Annotated in this window: 17 protein-coding genes; 9 read left to right on the top strand and 8 right to left on the bottom strand. The window is 70.5% G+C overall.

Annotation, left to right across the window (positions count from 1 at the left end; all coding sequences use genetic code 11):
- Nucleotides 1-68: 68 nt before the first annotated feature.
- Genes pgl through tkt form a run of 5 tightly spaced genes read right to left on the bottom strand, consistent with a single transcriptional unit; the run spans nucleotide 69 to nucleotide 6,861 of the window.
- Nucleotides 69-851, bottom strand: coding sequence for a 6-phosphogluconolactonase (gene pgl, locus ACYUD3_RS16810; protein ID WP_470970228.1), 783 nt, complete (start codon nucleotides 849-851; stop codon nucleotides 69-71).
- The gene (gene opcA / locus ACYUD3_RS16805) at nucleotides 848-2,095 is read right to left on the bottom strand and encodes a glucose-6-phosphate dehydrogenase assembly protein OpcA (protein WP_470970225.1); all 1,248 of its coding nucleotides are present in this window, start codon (nucleotides 2,093-2,095) and stop codon (nucleotides 848-850) included. The genes pgl and opcA overlap by 4 nt, the downstream gene beginning before the upstream one ends.
- On the bottom strand, nucleotides 2,092-3,615 hold the full coding sequence (gene zwf / locus ACYUD3_RS16800; RefSeq protein WP_470970223.1) for a glucose-6-phosphate dehydrogenase: 1,524 nt from the start codon (nucleotides 3,613-3,615) through the stop codon (nucleotides 2,092-2,094). Before zwf ends, opcA begins: the two co-directional genes overlap by 4 nt.
- A 6-nt stretch (nucleotides 3,616-3,621) precedes the next feature.
- Nucleotides 3,622-4,740, bottom strand: coding sequence for a transaldolase (gene tal, locus ACYUD3_RS16795; RefSeq protein ID WP_470970221.1), 1,119 nt, complete (start codon nucleotides 4,738-4,740; stop codon nucleotides 3,622-3,624).
- A gap of 33 nt (nucleotides 4,741-4,773) precedes the next feature.
- Nucleotides 4,774-6,861 carry a transketolase gene (tkt, locus tag ACYUD3_RS16790; RefSeq protein WP_470970218.1) on the bottom strand — a complete coding sequence of 696 codons (2,088 nt, stop codon included), beginning with the start codon at nucleotides 6,859-6,861 and terminating at the stop codon, nucleotides 4,774-4,776.
- A gap of 390 nt (nucleotides 6,862-7,251) precedes the next feature.
- Between tkt and ACYUD3_RS16785 the strand changes: the two genes are divergently transcribed.
- The 3 genes from ACYUD3_RS16785 (at nucleotide 7,252) to ACYUD3_RS16775 (ending at nucleotide 9,779) form a co-directional block, all read left to right on the top strand.
- Complete coding sequence (locus ACYUD3_RS16785) at nucleotides 7,252-8,205, top strand: heme o synthase (protein WP_470970955.1); 954 nt, start codon at nucleotides 7,252-7,254, stop codon at nucleotides 8,203-8,205.
- 66 nt (nucleotides 8,206-8,271) lie between these two features.
- Nucleotides 8,272-8,601, top strand: coding sequence for a hypothetical protein (locus ACYUD3_RS16780; RefSeq protein WP_470970216.1), 330 nt, complete (start codon nucleotides 8,272-8,274; stop codon nucleotides 8,599-8,601).
- A 110-nt stretch (nucleotides 8,602-8,711) separates the two neighbouring features.
- A complete protein-coding gene (locus tag ACYUD3_RS16775; RefSeq protein WP_470970214.1) occupies nucleotides 8,712-9,779 on the top strand; it encodes an amidohydrolase family protein in 1,068 nt (355 codons plus the stop codon).
- Between the two features lie 19 nt (nucleotides 9,780-9,798).
- On the opposite strand, the gene ACYUD3_RS16770 is transcribed toward ACYUD3_RS16775, so the two are convergent.
- From ACYUD3_RS16770 to ACYUD3_RS16760, 3 genes are read right to left on the bottom strand one after another with little or no spacing between them, the layout of a single operon-like run.
- Complete coding sequence (locus ACYUD3_RS16770; RefSeq protein WP_470970211.1) at nucleotides 9,799-10,806, bottom strand: COX15/CtaA family protein; 1,008 nt, start codon at nucleotides 10,804-10,806, stop codon at nucleotides 9,799-9,801.
- A 57-nt stretch (nucleotides 10,807-10,863) separates the two neighbouring features.
- On the bottom strand, nucleotides 10,864-11,580 hold the full coding sequence (locus ACYUD3_RS16765; RefSeq protein ID WP_470970952.1) for an ABC transporter permease: 717 nt from the start codon (nucleotides 11,578-11,580) through the stop codon (nucleotides 10,864-10,866).
- Nucleotides 11,581-11,630: 50 nt separating this feature from the next.
- The gene (locus ACYUD3_RS16760; protein WP_470970209.1) at nucleotides 11,631-12,554 is read right to left on the bottom strand and encodes an ABC transporter ATP-binding protein; all 924 of its coding nucleotides are present in this window, start codon (nucleotides 12,552-12,554) and stop codon (nucleotides 11,631-11,633) included.
- Nucleotides 12,555-12,723: 169 nt separating this feature from the next.
- On the opposite strand from ACYUD3_RS16760, the gene ACYUD3_RS16755 reads away from it, so the two are divergent.
- The 6 genes from ACYUD3_RS16755 (at nucleotide 12,724) to ACYUD3_RS16730 (ending at nucleotide 18,447) form a co-directional block, all read left to right on the top strand.
- A complete protein-coding gene (locus ACYUD3_RS16755; protein ID WP_470970207.1) occupies nucleotides 12,724-13,437 on the top strand; it encodes a helix-turn-helix transcriptional regulator in 714 nt (237 codons plus the stop codon).
- The gene (gene sufB, locus ACYUD3_RS16750; RefSeq protein WP_470970204.1) at nucleotides 13,434-14,849 is read left to right on the top strand and encodes a Fe-S cluster assembly protein SufB; all 1,416 of its coding nucleotides are present in this window, start codon (nucleotides 13,434-13,436) and stop codon (nucleotides 14,847-14,849) included. Before ACYUD3_RS16755 ends, sufB begins: the two co-directional genes overlap by 4 nt.
- 74 nt (nucleotides 14,850-14,923) lie before the next feature.
- Nucleotides 14,924-16,105 carry a Fe-S cluster assembly protein SufD gene (gene sufD / locus ACYUD3_RS16745; protein WP_470970950.1) on the top strand — a complete coding sequence of 394 codons (1,182 nt, stop codon included), beginning with the start codon at nucleotides 14,924-14,926 and terminating at the stop codon, nucleotides 16,103-16,105.
- Nucleotides 16,105-16,422, top strand: a complete 318-nt coding sequence (locus tag ACYUD3_RS16740) for a non-heme iron oxygenase ferredoxin subunit (RefSeq protein ID WP_470970202.1) — start codon at nucleotides 16,105-16,107, stop codon at nucleotides 16,420-16,422. Before sufD ends, ACYUD3_RS16740 begins: the two co-directional genes overlap by 1 nt.
- Nucleotides 16,423-16,429: 7 nt before the next feature.
- Nucleotides 16,430-17,194 carry a Fe-S cluster assembly ATPase SufC gene (sufC, locus tag ACYUD3_RS16735; protein ID WP_470970200.1) on the top strand — a complete coding sequence of 255 codons (765 nt, stop codon included), beginning with the start codon at nucleotides 16,430-16,432 and terminating at the stop codon, nucleotides 17,192-17,194.
- Complete coding sequence (locus ACYUD3_RS16730; RefSeq protein WP_470970197.1) at nucleotides 17,191-18,447, top strand: cysteine desulfurase; 1,257 nt, start codon at nucleotides 17,191-17,193, stop codon at nucleotides 18,445-18,447. Before sufC ends, ACYUD3_RS16730 begins: the two co-directional genes overlap by 4 nt.
- The last annotated feature ends 5 nt before the right edge of the window (nucleotides 18,448-18,452 follow it).

Here is an 18,452-nt window from a genome sequence, read left to right as displayed (position 1 = left end):
AACTCCCTGGCTCCGTAAGCACTTTGGGCCCCCGTCAGAACTGACGGGGGCCCAAAACGCTTGTACCGCTAGGCGGTTGCCGGCGGATACAGCGACCTCGGCAACTGCGAGGCCGCCGCCTGGTCCAGCAGCCACAGCGTCCGCGTACGGCCGTACGCGCCCGCCGCCGGGGCCTGGATCTCGCCCGCGCCGGACAGCGCGATCGCCGCCGCCTCCGCCTTGTCCTCGCCGGCCGCGAGCAGCCACACCTCGCGGGCCGCGCGGATCGCCGGGAGCGTCAGCGTGGTCCGCACCGGCGGGGGCTTCGGCGCGCCGCGCACCCCGACGACCGTCCGCGCCGTCTCCCGCACCGCGGGCAGCTCCGGGAAGAGCGACGCGACGTGGGTGTCCGGACCGACGCCCAGCATCAGGACGTCGAACGACGGCACCTTGGCGTGGTTCTCCGGCACCACCGCCTTCGCCAGCTCCTCGGCGTAGGCTTCCGCCGCCGCCTCCACGTCGCTCCCGTACGCCCCGTCCGACGCGGGCATGGCGTGCACGCGGGACGGGTCCACCGGGACCGAGTCCAGCAGCGCCGCGTACGCCTGCGTCACGTTGCGCTCCGGGTCGCCCTCGGGGAGGAAACGCTCGTCGCCCCACCACAGGTCGAGCCGCGACCAGTCGATCGCGTCCTTCGCCGGGGCCGCAGCCAGCGCCGCCAGCAGGCCGTTGCCGTTGCGGCCGCCCGTGAGGACGACCGACGCCGTGCCCCGCGAGGACTGCGCGTCCACGATCTTCGTGATCAGCCGGGCCGCCGCGGCCTGGGCCATCAGGTCCTTGTCGCGGTGGACGACCAACTGGGGTGCCATCATGGGGAGATCGCCTTTCTCGCCGGCGGCTCGTCCTTGACCGGCGCCGGCTCCTTCACCGGCCCCGCCGCCGCTTGCGGTGCGGGAGGTGCGGGAGCTTTCGCAGGCGCCGGGGAAGCGGGGGGAGCACTCGGGGCGAGCCCTCCGGTTCCGGTGACGCCTGCTCCTTTGGCCGGAACAGCCGGAGCAACAGGGGGAGTTGAGGCAGCCGGCGACTGCGCCTCCCGCGAAACCGGCGCGACCGCCACCGGATCCGCCGCCCCCAGCTCCCGCCGCCGCGAGACGGCCGGCGCCGGGAACGCCGAAGTCACCGCCGTCACCGACGTGTTCAGCCGCTCCACCCCGAACCGCAGCGCCGACGCGTACGTGTCGTCCGGGTCCAGGCGGCGCAGCTCCTCCGCGATCAGCTCGGCCGTCTCGCGCCGCTTGAGGGCGACCGCGCGGTCCGGCTGGCCGTGGATGGAGAGGGTGGCCAGCGAACCGTCGGCGCGGTCCAGGGTGATCGGCCCGCCGTCCGTCGTCAGCCGTACCGCCGTCAGGCCGGGGCCCGCCGACAGGGTCCGCTTCACCGGGACGGCCAGCCGGTCCGCGAGCCACATCGCCAGCAGCTCGCAGCTCGGGTTGAACTCCTCGCCCTCGACCTCGACCCCGGTGACCTTCCAGGTGACCTGGTCGAGCGCGGCGGCCAGCATCGAGCGCCAGGGCGTGATGCGGGTCCAGGACAGGTCGGTGTCGCCGGGCGCGTACGCCTTGGCGCGCACGCCCAGTTCGCGCACCGGCTGCTCGGCCGCGAACGTGTCGGTGACCCGGCGCTGCGCCAGCGCGCCCAGCGGATCGCCCGCCGGGTCGAGCGGCGCGTTGACCGGCCACCACACGACGACCGGCGCGTCCGGCAGCAGCAGCGGCAGGACGACCGACTGGGCGTGGTCGGCGATCTCGCCGTGCAGCCGCAGGATCACCGTCTCGCCGGTGCCCGCGTCCACGCCCACCCGCACCTCGGCGTCGAGCCGGGAGGCGGCCCGCTCGCGCGGGGAGCGGGAGACGCGCTTGACGACGACCAGGGTGCGCGAGGGGTGCTCGTGCGAGGCGTCGTCGGCGGCCTTGAGGGCGTCGTAGGCGTTCTCCTCGTCGGTGACGACGACGAGGGTGAGGACCATGCCGACGGCCGGGGTGCCGATCGCGCGGCGGCCCTCGACCAGCGCCTTGTTTATCTTGCTGGAGTTGGTGTCCGTGAGGTCTATCTTCATGGCCGGCGCCAGCTCCGTCCCTCGCGTGCGAGCATCTCGTCCGCCTCGGCCGGGCCCCAGGTGCCCGCCGGGTACTGCGCGGGCGTGCCGTGGTTGTCCCAGTACTCCTCGATCGGGTCGAGGATGCGCCAGGACAGCTCGACCTCCTCCGTGCGCGGGAAGAGGTTGGAGTCGCCCAGCAGGACGTCCAGGATCAGGCGCTCGTACGCCTCCGGGGACGACTCCGTGAAGGACTCGCCGTACGCGAAGTCCATGGACACGTCCCGGATCTCCATCGACGTGCCCGGGACCTTCGAGCCGAAGCGGACCGTGACGCCCTCGTCGGGCTGGACGCGGATGACGATCGCGTTGGAGCCCAGCTCCTCCGTGGCCGTCGAGTCGAAGGGGGAGTGCGGGGCGCGCTGGAAGACGACCGCGATCTCGGTGACCCGGCGGCCCAGGCGCTTGCCCGTGCGCAGGTAGAAGGGGACGCCCGCCCAGCGGCGGTTGTCGACCTCGACCTTGATCGCCGCGTAGGTGTCGGTCTTCGACTGCTTGTCGATGCCGTCCTCTTCGAGGTACCCGATGACCTTCTCGCCGCCCTGCCAGCCGGCCGCGTACTGGCCGCGCACGGTGTCGCGGCCCAGGTCCTTCGGCAGCCGCACCGCGCCGAGCACCTTGGTCTTCTCGGCGGCGAGCGCGTCCGCGTCGAAGGAGGCGGGCTCCTCCATCGCGGTCAGCGCCATCAGCTGGAGCAGGTGGTTCTGGATGACGTCACGGGCCGCGCCGATGCCGTCGTAGTAGCCCGCCCGGCCGCCGATGCCGATGTCCTCGGCCATCGTGATCTGCACGTGGTCCACGAAGGACCGGTTCCAGATCGGCTCGAACATCGTGTTGGCGAAGCGCAGCGCCAGGATGTTCTGGACGGTCTCCTTGCCCAGGTAGTGGTCGATGCGGAAGACCTGGTCGGGCGCGAAGACCTCGTGGACGACCTTGTTCAGCTCCTCCGCCGACTTCAGGTCGTGGCCGAACGGCTTCTCGATGACCGCGCGCCGCCAGGAGCCGCCCGACTGGTCGGCGAGGCCGTGCTTCTTCAGCTGCTGGATGACGACCGGGAAGGCGCGCGGCGGCACCGACAGGTAGAAGGCGAAGTTGCCGCCCGTGCCCTGCGCCTTGTCCAGCTCCTCGATGGTGGCGCGCAGCCGCTCGAACGCGTCGTCGTCGTCGAAGGTGCCCTGCACGAAGCGCATCCCCTGGATGAGCTGCTGCCAGACCTCCTCCCGGAACGGCGTGCGCGCGTGCGCCTTGACCGCGTCATGGACCTCGGCCGCGAAGTCCTCGTGCTCCCACTCGCGGCGGGCGAACCCGACCAGCGAGAAGCCCGGCGGCAGCAGACCCCGGTTGGCGAGGTCGTAGACGGCGGGCATCAGCTTCTTACGGGACAGGTCGCCCGTGACACCGAAGATGACAAGGCCCGACGGCCCCGCGATACGCGGGAGCCGCCGGTCTGCCGGGTCACGCAGCGGGTTGCTGCTCGACAAGTGGCATCAGCCTTCCGAAGGGGCGAGGCGCTTGAGCTCAGCCTCGGTGGACGTGAGCAGGTCGTTCCAGGACGCCTCGAACTTCTCGACGCCCTCGTCCTCGAGGAGCCGCACGACGTCGTCGTACGAGATCCCGAGCTTCTCCACCGCGTCCAGCTCGGCGCGGGCCTGGGGGTAGGTGCCGCGGATGGTGTCGCCGGTGATCTGCCCGTGGTCGGCCGTGGCCTCCAGGGTGGCCTCCGGCATCGTGTTGACCGTGTTCGGGGCGACCAGGTCGTCGACGTACAGGGTGTCCTTGTACGCCGGGTCCTTCACGCCGGTCGACGCCCACAGCGGGCGCTGCTTGTTGGCGCCGGACTGCTCCAGGGCCGTCCAGCGGTCGGAAGAGAAGACCTCCTCGTACGCCTGGTAGGCGAGGCGGGCGTTGGCGAGGGCCGCCTTGCCCTTCAGGGCGAGGGCCTCGTCGGTGCCCAGCGCGGTCAGGCGCTTGTCGATCTCGGTGTCCACGCGGGACACGAAGAAGGAGGCCACCGAGTGGATGCCGGCCAAGTCGATGCCCTTGGCCTTGGCCTTCTCCAGGCCGGTCAGGTAGGCGTCCATGACCTCGCGGTAGCGCTCCAGCGAGAAGATCAGGGTCACGTTGACGCTGATGCCGAGGCCGATGACCTCGGCGATGGCCGGGAGGCCCGCCTTCGTCGCCGGGATCTTGATCAGGGTGTTGGGGCGGTCGACCAGCCACGCGAGCTGCTTGGCCTCGGCGACCGTCGCCTTCGTCTCGTGCGCGAGGCGGGGATCGACCTCGATCGACACGCGGCCGTCCTGGCCGTCCGTGGCGTCGAAGACCGGGCGCAGGATGTCGGCGGCGTCGCGGACGTCGGCCGTGGTGATCATGCGGATCGCCTCGTCGACGGTGACCTTGCGGGCCGCGAGGTCGGTGAGCTGCTGCTCGTAGCCGTCGCCGCTGCTGATCGCCTTCTGGAAGATCGACGGGTTGGTGGTGACACCCACCACGTGCGACTCGCTGATCAGCTCGGCGAGGTTGCCGGACGTGATCCGCTTGCGCGACAGGTCGTCCAGCCAGATCGCGACGCCTTCGTCGGAGAGGCGCTTGAGTGCGTCCGTCATGGAATTACATCTCCTACGTTTCGTATATGAGCGTCAGCGCTGAGCGGCGGCGAGCGATTCCCGCGCCTGGGAAGCCACGTTCTCGGCAGTGAACCCGAACTCCTCGAAGAGCAGCTTGCCGTCGGCCGAAGCGCCGAAGTGCTCCAGGGAAACGACACGTCCGGCGTCGCCGACGTACCGGTACCAGGTCAGCCCGATCCCGGCCTCGACCGAGACCCGCGCCTTGACGGCGGCCGGCAGGACCGACTCCTTGTACTGCGGGGTCTGCTCCTCGAACCACTCCACCGACGGCATGGACACCACCCGGGTCGGCGTGCCTTCGGCTTCCAGCAACTCCCGCGCGGCGACGGCCACATGGACCTCGGAGCCGGTCGCGATCAGGATCACCTCAGGGGCCCCGGAGGACGCCTCGAAGAGCACGTACCCGCCCTTGACGGTGTCCTCGTTGGGCTCGTACGTCGGCACGCCCTGCCGGGTCAGCGCCAGGCCGTGCGGCGCGGAGACGCCGTACTCGCGCTTGCCGCGGCGCATGATCTCGCGCCAGGCGATCGCGGTCTCGTTGGCGTCGGCGGGGCGCACGACGTTCAGGCCCGGGATCGCGCGCAGGGCGGCCAGGTGCTCCACCGGCTGGTGGGTCGGGCCGTCCTCGCCGAGGCCGATCGAGTCGTGCGTCCACACGTAGGTCACCGGCAGGTGCATCAGCGCGGACAGCCGGACCGCGTTGCGCATGTAGTCGGAGAACACGAGGAACGTGCCGCCGTAGATACGGGTGTGGCCGTGCAGCGCGATGCCGTTCATCTCCGCGGCCATGGAGTGCTCGCGGATGCCGAAGTGGATCGTGCGGCCGTAGGGGTCCGCCTCCGGCAGCGGGTTGTCCGCCGGGAGGAAGGACGACGTCTTGTCGATCGTGGTGTTGTTGGAGCCCGCGAGGTCGGCCGAGCCGCCCCACAGCTCCGGGACGACCGCGCCGAGCGCCTGGAGGACCTTGCCGGAGGCCGCGCGGGTCGCGACACCCTTGCCGGGCTCGAAGACCGGGAGCTTCTCCTCCCAGCCCGCGGGCAGCTCGCCGGCGTCGATCCGGTCGAACTCGGCCGCGCGCTCCGGGTTGTCGTCGCGCCACAGCTGGAACGACTTCTCCCACTCGGCCCTCGCCTGCGCGCCGCGCTCCAGGGCGCCGCGCGTGTGCGCGATGACCTCGTCCGCGACCTCGAAGCTCTGCGCCGGGTCGAAACCGAGGACGCGCTTGGTGGCGGCCACCTCGTCGTCGCCGAGCGCCGAGCCGTGCGCCGCCTCGGTGTTCTGCGCGTTCGGGGCCGGCCAGGCGATGATCGAGCGCATCGCGATGAACGACGGCCTGTCCGTGACCTTCTTCGCGGCCTCGACCGCGTTGTAGATCGCGTGCGGGTCCAGGTCGCCGTCCGGCTTCGGGGCGATCCGCTGGACGTGCCAGCCGTAGGCCTCGTACCGCTTGACGGTGTCCTCGGAGACGGCCGTCTCCGTGTCGCCCTCGATCGAGATGTGGTTGTCGTCCCACAGCAGGATCAGATTGCCGAGCTGCTGGTGGCCGGCGAGGGAGGACGCCTCGGCGGAGATGCCCTCCTGGAGGCAGCCGTCACCGGCGATCGCGTACACGAAGTGGTCGAAGGGCGACTCGCCCTGCGGCGCCTCGGGGTCGAACAGGCCGCGCTCGTAGCGGGCGGCCATGGCCATGCCGACGGCGTTGGCGACACCCTGGCCGAGCGGGCCCGTGGTGGTCTCGACGCCGGTCGTGTGGCCGTACTCCGGGTGGCCCGGGGTCTTCGAGCCCCAGGTCCGGAAAGCCTTGAGGTCGTCCAGCTCCAGGCCGAAGCCGGCCAGGTACAGCTGGGTGTAGAGGGTCAGCGACGAGTGCCCGGCGGACAGCACGAAGCGGTCGCGCCCGACCCAGTCGGCGTCCGCCGGGTCGTGCCGCATCACCTTCTGGAAGAGGGTGTAGGCGGCCGGGGCCAGGCTCATCGCCGTTCCCGGATGGCCGTTTCCGACCTTCTGTACGGCATCGGCGGCCAGGACGCGGGCGGTGTCGACGGCCCGCTGGTCCAACTCGGTCCAGTCGAGGTCTGTGGTGGTCGGCTTGGTGCTCACCCTGGGTCAGGGCTCCTCTCCACATGTTCGTTTACCGGCTGTGCGGGCACGCGCCCACCGGTTCGCGGGCGGGCTCCGGGCCCACCGGCGCTGTCGAGCCTACCCCCGTAAGTACGTGCGGTTTCTCCGGTTCATTCCAGACTGACGGGCCTTCCGGAGATCCGCCTCCCGACCGCGGCGAGGGGGTCTTGGCATCTGAATACGGCCCCGCTCATCCGACTGCTCAATCGAGCTTCCGTACGACTCATGCGCGCACCCCCGGGGCCGGTGCCAACACGACCCGACCCCCCTCGGAGGGCGACGTATGGGCAACGTCTACAGTGGCGTGGTACGCGCGGGCCTTTACCGGTACTTCACACGGTCGGGCTTGCTGGGATGTCTCTGTCAGGGGTGTGCGTGACGGCCGTCGAATCCCGTCCAGCGGGGGTAATCGGTGCGAGCCAGAGCCCGGTCCACCGGCCGTCCGGGGCCCGAGTCATGGCGTTCGTGGCACTGACCAAGCCGAGGATCATCGAGCTGCTGCTGATCACCACCGTTCCGGTGATGTTCCTGGCGCAGCAGGGGGTCCCGGACCTCGGTCTGGTGCTGCTGACCTGCTTCGCCGGCTATCTGTCGGCCGGCGGTGCGAACGCGCTGAACATGTACATCGACCGCGACATCGACGCGCTCATGGACCGCACCTCGCAGCGCCCCCTGGTCACCGGCATGGTCTCGCCGCGTGAATGCCTCGCCTTCGGCATCACCCTCGCGATCGGCTCGACCCTCCTGTTCGGCCTCGCCGTCAACTGGCTGTCCGCCTGGCTCTCCCTCGGGGCGCTCCTTTTCTATGTGGTCGTCTACACGATGATCCTCAAGCGGCGGACCGCGCAGAACATCGTGTGGGGCGGCATCGCGGGCTGCATGCCGGTGCTGATCGGCTGGAGCGCGGTCACCGACTCGCTCTCGCTCGCGCCGGTCATCCTCTTCCTCGTCATCTTCTTCTGGACGCCGCCGCACTACTGGCCGCTGTCGATGAAGGTCAAGGAGGACTACGCGCGCGCGGGTGTGCCGATGCTGCCGGTGATCGCCTCCAACAAGACGGTCGCCAAGCAGATCGTCATCTACAGCTGGGTCATGGTCGGCGTCTCCCTGCTGCTCACCCCGCTCGGGTACACCGGCTGGTTCTACACCGTCGTCGCCCTCGCGGGGGGCGGCTGGTGGCTGTGGGAGGCGCACGCGCTCCAGAACCGGGCCAAGGCCGAGGTGACGGGCGGCAAGCTGAAGGAGATGCGGCTGTTCCACTGGTCGATCACCTATGTGTCGCTGCTGTTCGTCGCGGTCGCGGTGGATCCGTTCCTGCGCTGAACCCCGGCGTGAGGATGACCTGGCGCACATTGCCGCCGTCTCCTACCCGTCGGTAGCATCGGGGCCATGGCAGACACCACGGCCCCCACCAAGGCCGACACCAAGCTGGAGCGCCAGGCGGCCAAGCTGGCCAAGCAGATCGGCGCCTTCGCCAAGGAGCACGGCGGCGCCGAGGGCCAGATCGCCTACATCGGCGAACGCGGCGCCCGCATCGCCCTGGTCGGCGCCGACGGCACCTGGGGCAACCTGGTCGCCACCTCCTGCGCCGCCGCCGAGAAGGCCGTCGAGAAGTCCGGCGTCACCCGCCACGAGGAGTTCGACGGCGAGTTCGCGGCGAAGGTCGAGACCGGGGCGTACGAGTGGAAGCGGATGGCCGGGATCCAGATCGGCGGCTGAACCCTGGGCCAGAGGGCGGCGCGTCTTTTGTACGACTGCCCGCGACTTACCCCGCCCTCTCCCGTTAACCCCTGTAAGGCAGCGCACAGCCGCACCGCAGGGAGCCCGGATTGATCGACACCCCGTCCCTGGTGGACCAGTACTGCCACGGCGTCCTCAGGACCGAGCTGGGCCTGGGCACCTTCGAGGCCCAGCTGGCCCGCGACCTGGGCCCGCCGGCCTCCGGCACGACCCTCTTCGACACCCAGACCGGCTTCGCGCTACGCCGCTGGTGCCCGCCGCTGCTGGGCCTGGAATCCCACTGCGCGCCCGCGCGTTATCTGGCCAGACGGCGGGAACTGGGCGTGCCGGAGGCGGGGCGCAGGCTGCTGCGGGGAGCGGGGGTGACGACGTACCTGGTCGACGCGGGGGCGCCGGGCGAGCTGACGGGACCGGACGAACTGGCCGCGCTGGCGGGGGCCGAGGCGCGGGAGGTGGTCCGGCTCGAACCGCTGGCCGAGCAGGTCGCGGACACGTCCGGGACGGTCGAGTCGTTCCTGGCGAACCTCGCGGCGGCGGTGCACGGCGCCGGAGCCGTCGCCTTCACCTCCGTCGCGGGCGCCCGCCTCGCCGTCCCCGGCCAGCCGCCGGGCCCCGGCGAGGTGCGCGGCGCGGCCGGCCGCTGGCTCGCCGCCCGCCGGGCCGGCGGCGCGCTGACCGACCCCGTGCTGCTACGGCACCTGCTGTGGATCGCCGTCGCCTCGAACCGCCCGCTGCAACTGCACACGGGCCCGGCCGCAGACCCGGCCCGCCTCACCGACTTCATGGCGGCCACGGCGGGCCTCGGCACCGACCTGGTCCTGCTCCACGGCTACCCCCACCACCGCCAGGCGGCCCACCTCGCCGCCCGCTTCCCCCACGTCTACGCCGACTCCGGCGCCGCCCTCCTGCGCACGGGCGCCCGCGCGGCGGCCGTCCTCGCGGAACTCCTGGAACTCGCCCCCTTCGGCAAGGTCCTGTACTCCAGCGGCGCCGGGGGCCTGCCGGAGCTGCACGTCGTCGCCGCGCGGCTGTTCCGGGAGGCCGTCACGCGGGTGCTGGGCGGGTGGGCCGCCGAGGGGGCGTGGTCGATGGGGGACGCGCGGCGGGTGGCGGGGATGCTGGCGGAGGGGAACGCGCGGCGGGTGTACGGGCTCTGAAGCGGCTGGGGTTCGGGCCTCAGGCCCGTGCCGGAGCGGCTTCCTGTTCCGTGAGCGGTGCCTCGCCCGCGTCATGCTCCCGCTCCCGCAGCGACAGCAGGACCCTCAGCGTCCAGATCCACGTCACCGTGGACCCGAACATGTGGGCGCCGACCAGGGCTTCGGGGAGGTTCGTGAAGTACTGGACATAGCCGATCACGCCCTGGCCCAGCAGGATCAGGAACAGTTCCCGGGTCCTCGCCAGCGTGCTCTTCGGGGCGTCGACCGCCTTCAGGACGAACCACAGGGCGAAGGTCAGGGTCACCACGATCCACGCCAGGACGGCGTGCAGCTTGGCGATCGTCTCCCAGTCGAGCGGGATGCGCTCGACCTCGCTGGAGTCGCCCGCGTGCGGACCGGCGCCGGTGACGACCGTGCCGACCGCGATCAGCAGCGCGCACGCCACGACCAGCGACCACACCAGCTGCCGCACCGCCTTGCCGACCACCGGCCGGGGCGCCCGGTCCCCCTCACGGGTGCGCTGCCACATGACCGTCGCGACGGCGATCAGCGCCGAGGAGAGCAGGAAGTGGGCGGCGACGGTGTAGGGGTTCAGGCCGACCAGGACGACGATCCCGCCGAGGATCGCGTTGCCCATGACCACCCAGAACTGCGCCCAGCCGAGCCGGGTCAGCGAGCGGCGGTACGGCTTCTCGGAGCGGGCCGCGACGATGGCCCAGCCGACGGCCGCGCACAGCACGTACGTCAGCATCCGGTTGCCGAACTCGATGGCGCCGTGGAAGCCCATCGCGGTGGTCGTGGTGAGCGAGTCGTCGGTGCACTTGGGCCAGGTCGGGCAGCCGAGGCCGGAGCCGGTCAGGCGGACGGCGCCGCCGGTGACGACGATGACCACCGACATGACGAGCGCGGCGAGGGCCGCCCGCTGGACCGTCCGTGGGTCGGGTGTCCAGCGTGCGGCGATGAAGGCGAGCGGGTTGCGCACGGCGGCTACGGCATCGGCGCGGGTCACGTTTGGCACGCGGACCATCGTAGGAGACCGCTTGTGCATGGATTCACGAGGGGTGGGTCCTGTACGAGGAGGGGGTCACTCCCAGCGGAAGAAGCGGCCCGCCGCCGCGAGGCCCGCGACCGCCCACACCGCCAGGATCCCGAGGTTCCCCCACGGCACCCCGGCCCCGTGCTGGAGGACGTCCCGCAGCCCCTCCGACAGTGCCGAGATCGGCAGCAGGCCGAGGACGTCCTGGGCCGCCTGCGGGAACTTGTCGAGCGGGACGATCACGCCGCCGCCGACCAGGAGCAGCAGGAAGACCAGGTTGGCCGCCGCCAGCGTCGCCTCCGCCTTCAGCGTGCCCGCCATCAGCAGGCCGAGGCCGGAGAAGGCGGCCGTGCCGAGGATCAGCAGGAGGAGGACGGTGAGCGGATCGCCGTGCGGGGACCAGCCGAGGGCGAGGGCGATGACGGTCAGGAGGAGGACTTGCAGGACCTCGGTGACCAGCACCGACGCCGTCTTCGCGGTCATCAGGGCCCAGCGGGGCAGCGGGGAGGAGGCGAGCCGTTTCAGGACGCCGTAGCGGCGCTCGAAGCCGGTCGCGATGGCCTGGCCGGTGAAGGCCGTCGACATCACGGCGAGCGCGAGGACGCCGGGGGCGAGGAAGTCGACGGACTTGCCCTTGCCGGTGTCGACGACGTCGACCGAGCTGAAGAGGACCAGCAGGAGGGTCGGGATGACGACGGTGAGCAGCAGCTGTTCGCCGTTGCGCAGCAGCATCTTCGTCTCCAGCGCCGCCTGCGCCGCGATCATGCGGGGGAGGGGGGCCGCGCCGGGCCTCGGGGTGTAGGTGCCGGTGGCGGTCACGAACGCAGCTCCTTGCCGGTCAGCTCAAGAAAGACGTCTTCGAGCGTGTGCCGTTCGACCGAGATGCGGTCCGGCATCACTCCGTGCTGGGCGCACCAGGAGGTGACCGTGGCCAGGAGCTGGGGGTCGATCTTGCCGGTGACGCGGTAGGCGCCGGGGGTCAGTTCCTCGGCGGCCGAGTCGGCGGGCAGCGCCTTCAGCAGGGACGCGACGTCGAGGCCGGGGCGGCCGGTGAAGCGGAGGGTGTTCTCGGCGCCGCCCTTGCAGAGTTCCTCGGGGGAGCCCTGGGCGATGACCTTGCCGGCGTCGATGATCGCGACGTCGTCGGAGAGCTGCTCGGCCTCGTCCATGTGGTGGGTGGTGAGGATGACGGAGACGCCGTCGTCGCGCAGATCGCGCACGAGGTCCCAGGTCGCGCGGCGGGCCTGCGGGTCGAGGCCGGCGGTCGGCTCGTCCAGGAAGACCAGCTCGGGGCGGCCGACGACGGCCATCGCGAGCGCGAGCCGCTGCTGCTGGCCGCCGGAGAGCCGGCGGTAGCCGGTGCGCCCGCAGGAGCCGAGGCCGAGGCGTTCGATCAGGGCGTCGACGTCCAGGGGGTGGGCGTGGAGCTTGGCGACGTGCCGCAGCATCTCGTCCGCGCGGGCGCCGGAGTAGACGCCGCCGGACTGGAGCATGACGCCGATTCTGGGCCGCAGGGCGGCGGCCTCGGCGACGGGGTCGAGACCGAGGACGCGGACGGTGCCCGCGTCGGCCTTGCGGTACCCCTCGCAGGTCTCGATCGTGGTGGTCTTCCCGGCCCCGTTGGGTCCCAGGACCGCGGTCACGCCCGCGTGGGCCGTCAGGTCGAGGGCGTCCACCGCGGTCTTCGTGCCGTACCGCTTCACCAGGGCCCGGACCTGGACGACAGGCTCATCTCGCATGGGGAACGAGTCTAGGGACGCGAGCGGGGCGGCGGTGCCCGGGGGTGGCCGTATTCTTACGCATGATCATTTCCGCAGGTCAGATTAGGTATGCCTAAGTGATGCAAGGCACCGTTCAAGGCGCGGACGCGGCTTGCACGGCCAAAAAGAATTACGCAACAATGGCGTTGTGAAAAACGTCGGTGAGGCCCCGCAGGAGGAGCTGGCGACCGGAGAGCGGTCGACCCGCAACCGCGTCGCGCGCTCGATCCTCGACCACGGCCCTTCCACCGTCGCCGAACTGGCCGGCCGGCTCGGTCTCACCCAGGCCGCAGTGCGCCGGCATCTGGACGCGCTGGCCGCCGACGACGTCGTGGAGGCGCGCGAACGGCGCGTCTACGGGGCGCGCACCCGGGGCCGTCCGGCCAAGGTGTTCGTGCTGACCGACTGCGGCCGGGACGCCTTCGACCAGTCCTACGACAAGCTCGCCGTCGACGCCCTGCGCTGGATCGCCGAGCGCGAGGGCGGCGAGGACGCCGTGGCCGCGTTCGCGCGGGCCCGGATCGCCGCGCAGGCCGCCGCCTACCGCAAGGCGATCGCCGGCGCCGCCCCCGAGAAGCGCGCCCAGGCGCTGGCCAAGGCCCTCTCGGCGGACGGGTACGCTGCTACGGCGCGAAGCGCGCCCGTGGGTGAGCAGCTGTGCCAGCACCACTGCCCCGTGGCGCATGTCGCGGAACAGTTCCCCCAGCTGTGCGAGGCGGAGACGGAGATCTTCGCCGAGCTGCTCGGCACACATGTGCAGCGGCTGGCGACCATCGCCCATGGCGACGGCGTGTGCACGACGTTCATTCCCAAGATTTCCCACCACGCATCAGCAAGCACCGCCGGGAGGAACCCCGCATGACCACGGAGACTGCCCACCCCGAACTTGAGGGCCTGGGCAAGTACGAATACGGCTGGGCCGACTCCGACGCGGCCGGTGCGGCTGCCAAGCGCGGTCTGAGCGACGACGTCGTCAAGGACATCTCGGCCAAGAAGTCCGAGCCGGAGTGGATGACGAAGCTGCGCCTCAAGGGCCTGCGCCTGTTCGAGAAGAAGCCCATGCCGAACTGGGGCTCCGACCTCTCGGGCATCGACTTCGACAACATCAAGTACTTCGTGCGCTCCACGGAGAAGCAGGCGGAGTCCTGGGAGGACCTGCCCGAGGACATCAAGAACACCTACGACAAGCTCGGCATCCCGGAGGCGGAGAAGCAGCGCCTCGTCGCGGGCGTCGCGGCCCAGTACGAGTCGGAGGTCGTCTACCACCAGATCCGTGAGGACCTGGAGGAGCAGGGCGTCATCTTCCTCGACACCGACACCGCGCTGAAGGAGCACCCGGAGCTCTTCAAGGAGTACTTCGGGACCGTCATCCCGGTCGGCGACAACAAGTTCGCCTCCCTGAACACCGCCGTGTGGTCGGGCGGCTCCTTCATCTACGTCCCGCCGGGCGTGCACGTCGAGATCCCGCTCCAGGCCTACTTCCGGATCAACACCGAGAACATGGGCCAGTTCGAGCGGACGCTGATCATCGTCGACGAGGGCGCCTATGTGCACTACGTCGAGGGCTGTACCGCGCCGATCTACAAGTCGGACTCGCTGCACTCCGCGGTCGTCGAGATCATCGTCAAGAAGAACGCGCGCTGCCGGTACACGACCATCCAGAACTGGTCGAACAACGTCTACAACCTGGTCACCAAGCGGGCCGTGGCCTACGAGGGCGCGACCATGGAGTGGGTCGACGGCAACATCGGCTCCAAGGTGACGATGAAGTACCCGGCCGTCTACCTCATGGGCGAGCACGCCAAGGGCGAGACGCTCTCCATCGCCTTCGCGGGCGAGGGCCAGCACCAGGACGCGGGCGCGAAGATGGTGCACATGGCGCCGAACACGTCGTCCAACATCGTCTCCAAGTCGGTGGCGCGCGGCGGTGGCCGTACCTCCTACCGCGGGCTCATCGAGATCGGTGAGGGTGCCCCGGGCTCGAAGTCGAACGTGCTGTGCGACGCGCTGCTGGTCGACACGATCTCCCGGTCGGACACCTACCCGTACGTCGACGTCCGCGAGGACGACGTCTCCATGGGGCACGAGGCGACCGTCTCCAAGGTCTCCGAGGACCAGCTCTTCTACCTGATGAGCCGGGGTCTGTCGGAGTTCGAGGCGATGGCGATGATCGTGCGCGGCTTCGTCGAGCCGATCGCGAAGGAGCTGCCGATGGAGTACGCGCTGGAGCTGAACCGGCTGATCGAGCTCCAGATGGAGGGTTCGGTCGGCTGACCGAAGCCGCCCCCGAATCCCGGCGCCCTCGAAGTAGTCATACCAAGCGTAAGAAAGTGAGCACTACGACAGCCATGGCTGAGGCTCAGAACTCCCCGGTGGGCTCCACCACCGCCGGCGCCATCGCGGTGGCCGCCGAGTCGACGGTCGCCACGCGGATGAGCGCGCCGCCCTCCTTCGACGTCGCGGACTTCCCGGTCCCGCACGGCCGCGAGGAGGAGTGGCGGTTCACCCCGCTGGAGCGGCTGCGCGGGCTGCACGACGGCACCGCCACCGCCACCGGCGAGGGCGTCAAGGTCGACGTCCAGGCCCCCGAGGGCGTCACCGTCGAGCTCGTCGGCCGCGACGACGCCCGGCTCGGCAAGGCCGCCGTCCCGGTCGACCGCGTCGCCGCCCAGGCGTACTCCTCCTTCGAGCAGGCCGGCGTGGTCACCGTCCCCAAGGAGACGGTCCTCACCGAGCCCATCCGGATCGCCGTGCACGGCGAGGGCGGGGTCGCCTACGGCCAGCAGCTCATCGAGCTGGGCGCGTTCGCCGAGGCCGTCGTCGTCATCGACCACACCGGTGACGCCGTGCTCGCCGCCAACGTCGACTACATCCTGGGCGACGGCGCCAAGCTCACCGTCGTCTCCGTCCAGGACTGGGACGACAAGGCCGTCCACATCGCCCAGCACAACGCCCTCGTCGGCCGCGACGCCAGCTTCAAGTCGGTCGTCGTCACCTTCGGCGGCGACGTCGTACGGCTGCACCCGCGGGTCGCCTACGCCGGGACCGGCGGGGAGGCCGAGCTGTTCGGGCTGTACTTCACCGACGCCGGGCAGCACCAGGAACACCGGCTGCTGGTCGACCACAACACCCCGCACTGCAAGTCGAACGTCGTCTACAAGGGCGCGCTCCAGGGCGAGGGCGCGCACGCCGTCTGGATCGGCGACGTGCTGATCGAGGCCCGCGCCGAGGGCACCGACACGTACGAGATGAACCGGAACCTGGTCCTCACGGACGGCGCCCGCGTCGACTCCGTGCCGAACCTGGAGATCGAGACCGGTGAGATCGTCGGCGCCGGACACGCCTCCGCCACCGGCCGCTTCGACGACGAGCAGCTCTTCTACCTGATGTCCCGCGGCATCCCCGCCGACGAGGCCCGCCGCCTGGTCGTGCGCGGCTTCTTCGCCGAGCTGGTCCAGCAGATCGGCGTGCCCGACATCGAGTCCCGGCTGCTGGAGAAGATCGACGCCGAGCTGGAGGCCACGGTCTGATGGCCTACGTACGCGCCTGTGGACTGAGCGAGCTGGAAGAGGACACCCCGCACCGGGTGGAACTCGACGGCACGCCGGTCTCGGTCGTGCAGACCGAGGGGGAGGTGTTCGCGATCCACGACATCTGCTCGCACGCGAACGTCTCGCTCTCCGAGGGCGAGGTGGAGGACTGCCAGATCGAGTGCTGGCTGCACGGCTCCGCGTTCGACCTGCGCACCGGGAAGCCGTCCGGGCTCCCCGCGACGCGCCCCGTCCCCGTATACCCCGTAAAGATCGAAGGGGACGACGTGCTCGTCTCCCTCACCCAGGAGTCCTGAGGCATCCATGGCAACGCTTGAAATCCGAGACCTGCACGTCACCGTCGAGGCCGACAACGCCACGAAGGAGATCCTCAAGGGCGTCGACCTGACCGTGAAGCAGGGCGAGACGCACGCCATCATGGGCCCCAACGGCTCCGGCAAGTCCACCCTCGCGTACTCCCTCGCCGGCCACCCCAAGTACACGATCACCGGCGGCACCGTCCTCCTCGACGGCGAGGACGTGCTGGAGATGACCGTCGACGAGCGCGCCCGCGCGGGCCTGTTCCTGGCGATGCAGTACCCGGTCGAGGTCCCCGGCGTCTCGGTCTCCAACTTCCTGCGGACCTCCGCCACCGCGATCCGGGGTGAGGCGCCCAAGCTGCGCACCTGGGTCAAGGAGGTCAAGGAGGCCATGACGCGCCTCAACATGGACCCCGCCTTCGCCGAGCGCAACGTGAACGAGGGCTTCTCCGGCGGTGAGAAGAAGCGGCACGAGATCCTTCAGCTCGAACTGCTCAAGCCGAAGGTCGCGATCCTCGACGAGACCGACTCCGGCCTCGACGTCGACGCGCTGCGGATCGTCTCCGAGGGCGTCAACCGCGTCCGCGAGACCGGCGAGGTCGGCACGCTGCTGATCACGCACTACACGCGCATCCTGCGCTACATCAAGCCCGACCACGTCCACGTCTTCGCCGGCGGCAAGATCGTCGAGTCCGGCGGCCCCGAGCTCGCCGACAAGCTGGAGAACGAGGGCTACGAGGCGTACACGAAGGGTGGCGCATCCGAGTGACACAGCTGCCGGGCCTTCTCGACACCGAGGCACTGCGCAAGGACTTCCCGATCCTCGACCGGGTGCTGCACGACGGCAAGAAGCTCGTGTACCTGGACAACGCGGCGACCTCGCAGACGCCGCGCCAGGTGATCGACGTGCTCTCCGAGTACTACGAGCAGCACAACGCCAACGTCCACCGCGGTGTGCATGTGCTCGCCGAGGAGGCCACGGCGCTGTACGAAGGCGCGCGGGACAAGGTCGCCGAGTTCATCAACGCGCCCTCGCGGGACGAGGTGATCTTCACCAAGAACGCCTCCGAGTCGCTGAACCTCGTCGCCAACATGCTGGGCTGGGCGGACGACCCCTACCGGGTCGACTCCGACACCGAGATCGTCATCACGGAGATGGAGCACCACTCCAACATCGTCCCCTGGCAGCTGCTGTCGCAGCGCACGGGCGCGAAGCTGAAGTGGTTCGGCCTCACCGACGACGGCCGGCTCGACCTGTCGAACATCGAGGAGATCATCACCGAGAAGACGAAGATCGTCTCCTTCGTGCTGGTCTCCAACATCCTCGGTACGGTCAACCCGGTCGAGGCGATCGTCCGCCGTGCGCAGGAGGTCGGCGCGCTGGTCTGCGTCGACGCCTCGCAGGCCGCGCCGCACATGCCGCTGGACGTGCAGGCGCTCCAGGCGGACTTCGTGGCCTTCACCGGTCACAAGATGTGCGGTCCGACCGGGATCGGGGTGCTGTGGGGCCGCCAGGAACTCCTGGAGGACCTGCCGCCCTTCCTCGGCGGCGGCGAGATGATCGAGACCGTGTCGATGCACTCGTCGACGTACGCGCCGGCGCCGCACAAGTTCGAGGCCGGGACGCCGCCGATCGCGCAGGCCGTGGGCCTGGGCGCGGCGATCGACTACCTCGACGCGATCGGCATGGACAAGATCCTGGCGCACGAGCACGCGCTGACGGAGTACGCGGTCCAGCGGCTGACGGCGGTGCCGGATCTGCGGATCATCGGCCCCTCGACGGCCGAGGACCGGGGCGCGGCGATCTCCTTCACCCTCGGCGACATCCACCCGCACGACGTGGGCCAGGTCCTCGACGAGCAGGGCATCGCGGTCCGGGTCGGCCACCACTGCGCCCGCCCGGTGTGCCTGCGGTACGGAATTCCCGCGACCACGCGAGCGTCGTTCTATCTGTACTCCACGCCCGCCGAGATCGACGCGTTGGTCGAGGGCCTGGAGCACGTACGGAACTTCTTCGGCTGAGGGGC

This window comes from Streptomyces sp. AMJ-169, from assembly GCF_055597585.1.
Note: the sequence above shows the minus strand (reverse complement) of the source record. Positions and strands in the feature narration are given on the sequence as shown.

Bases quoted from the DNA above. Each gene is read 5' to 3' on its own strand.
- ACYUD3_RS16780 (WP_470970216.1), top strand. From the start codon at position 8,272: ATGGCAGACACCACGGCCCCCACCAAGGCCGACACCAAGCTGGAGCGC.
- ACYUD3_RS16760 (WP_470970209.1), bottom strand. From the start codon at position 12,554: ATGCGAGATGAGCCTGTCGTCCAGGTCCGGGCCCTGGTGAAGCGGTAC.
- opcA (WP_470970225.1), bottom strand. From the start codon at position 2,095: ATGAAGATAGACCTCACGGACACCAACTCCAGCAAGATAAACAAGGCG.
- sufB (WP_470970204.1), top strand. From the start codon at position 13,434: ATGACCACGGAGACTGCCCACCCCGAACTTGAGGGCCTGGGCAAGTAC.
- pgl (WP_470970228.1), bottom strand. From the start codon at position 851: ATGATGGCACCCCAGTTGGTCGTCCACCGCGACAAGGACCTGATGGCC.
- ACYUD3_RS16765 (WP_470970952.1), bottom strand. From the start codon at position 11,580: ATGATCGCGGCGCAGGCGGCGCTGGAGACGAAGATGCTGCTGCGCAAC.
- tal (WP_470970221.1), bottom strand. From the start codon at position 4,740: ATGACGGACGCACTCAAGCGCCTCTCCGACGAAGGCGTCGCGATCTGG.
- sufC (WP_470970200.1), top strand. From the start codon at position 16,430: ATGGCAACGCTTGAAATCCGAGACCTGCACGTCACCGTCGAGGCCGAC.
- ACYUD3_RS16740 (WP_470970202.1), top strand. From the start codon at position 16,105: ATGGCCTACGTACGCGCCTGTGGACTGAGCGAGCTGGAAGAGGACACC.
- ACYUD3_RS16770 (WP_470970211.1), bottom strand. From the start codon at position 10,806: ATGGTCCGCGTGCCAAACGTGACCCGCGCCGATGCCGTAGCCGCCGTG.
- sufD (WP_470970950.1), top strand. From the start codon at position 14,924: ATGGCTGAGGCTCAGAACTCCCCGGTGGGCTCCACCACCGCCGGCGCC.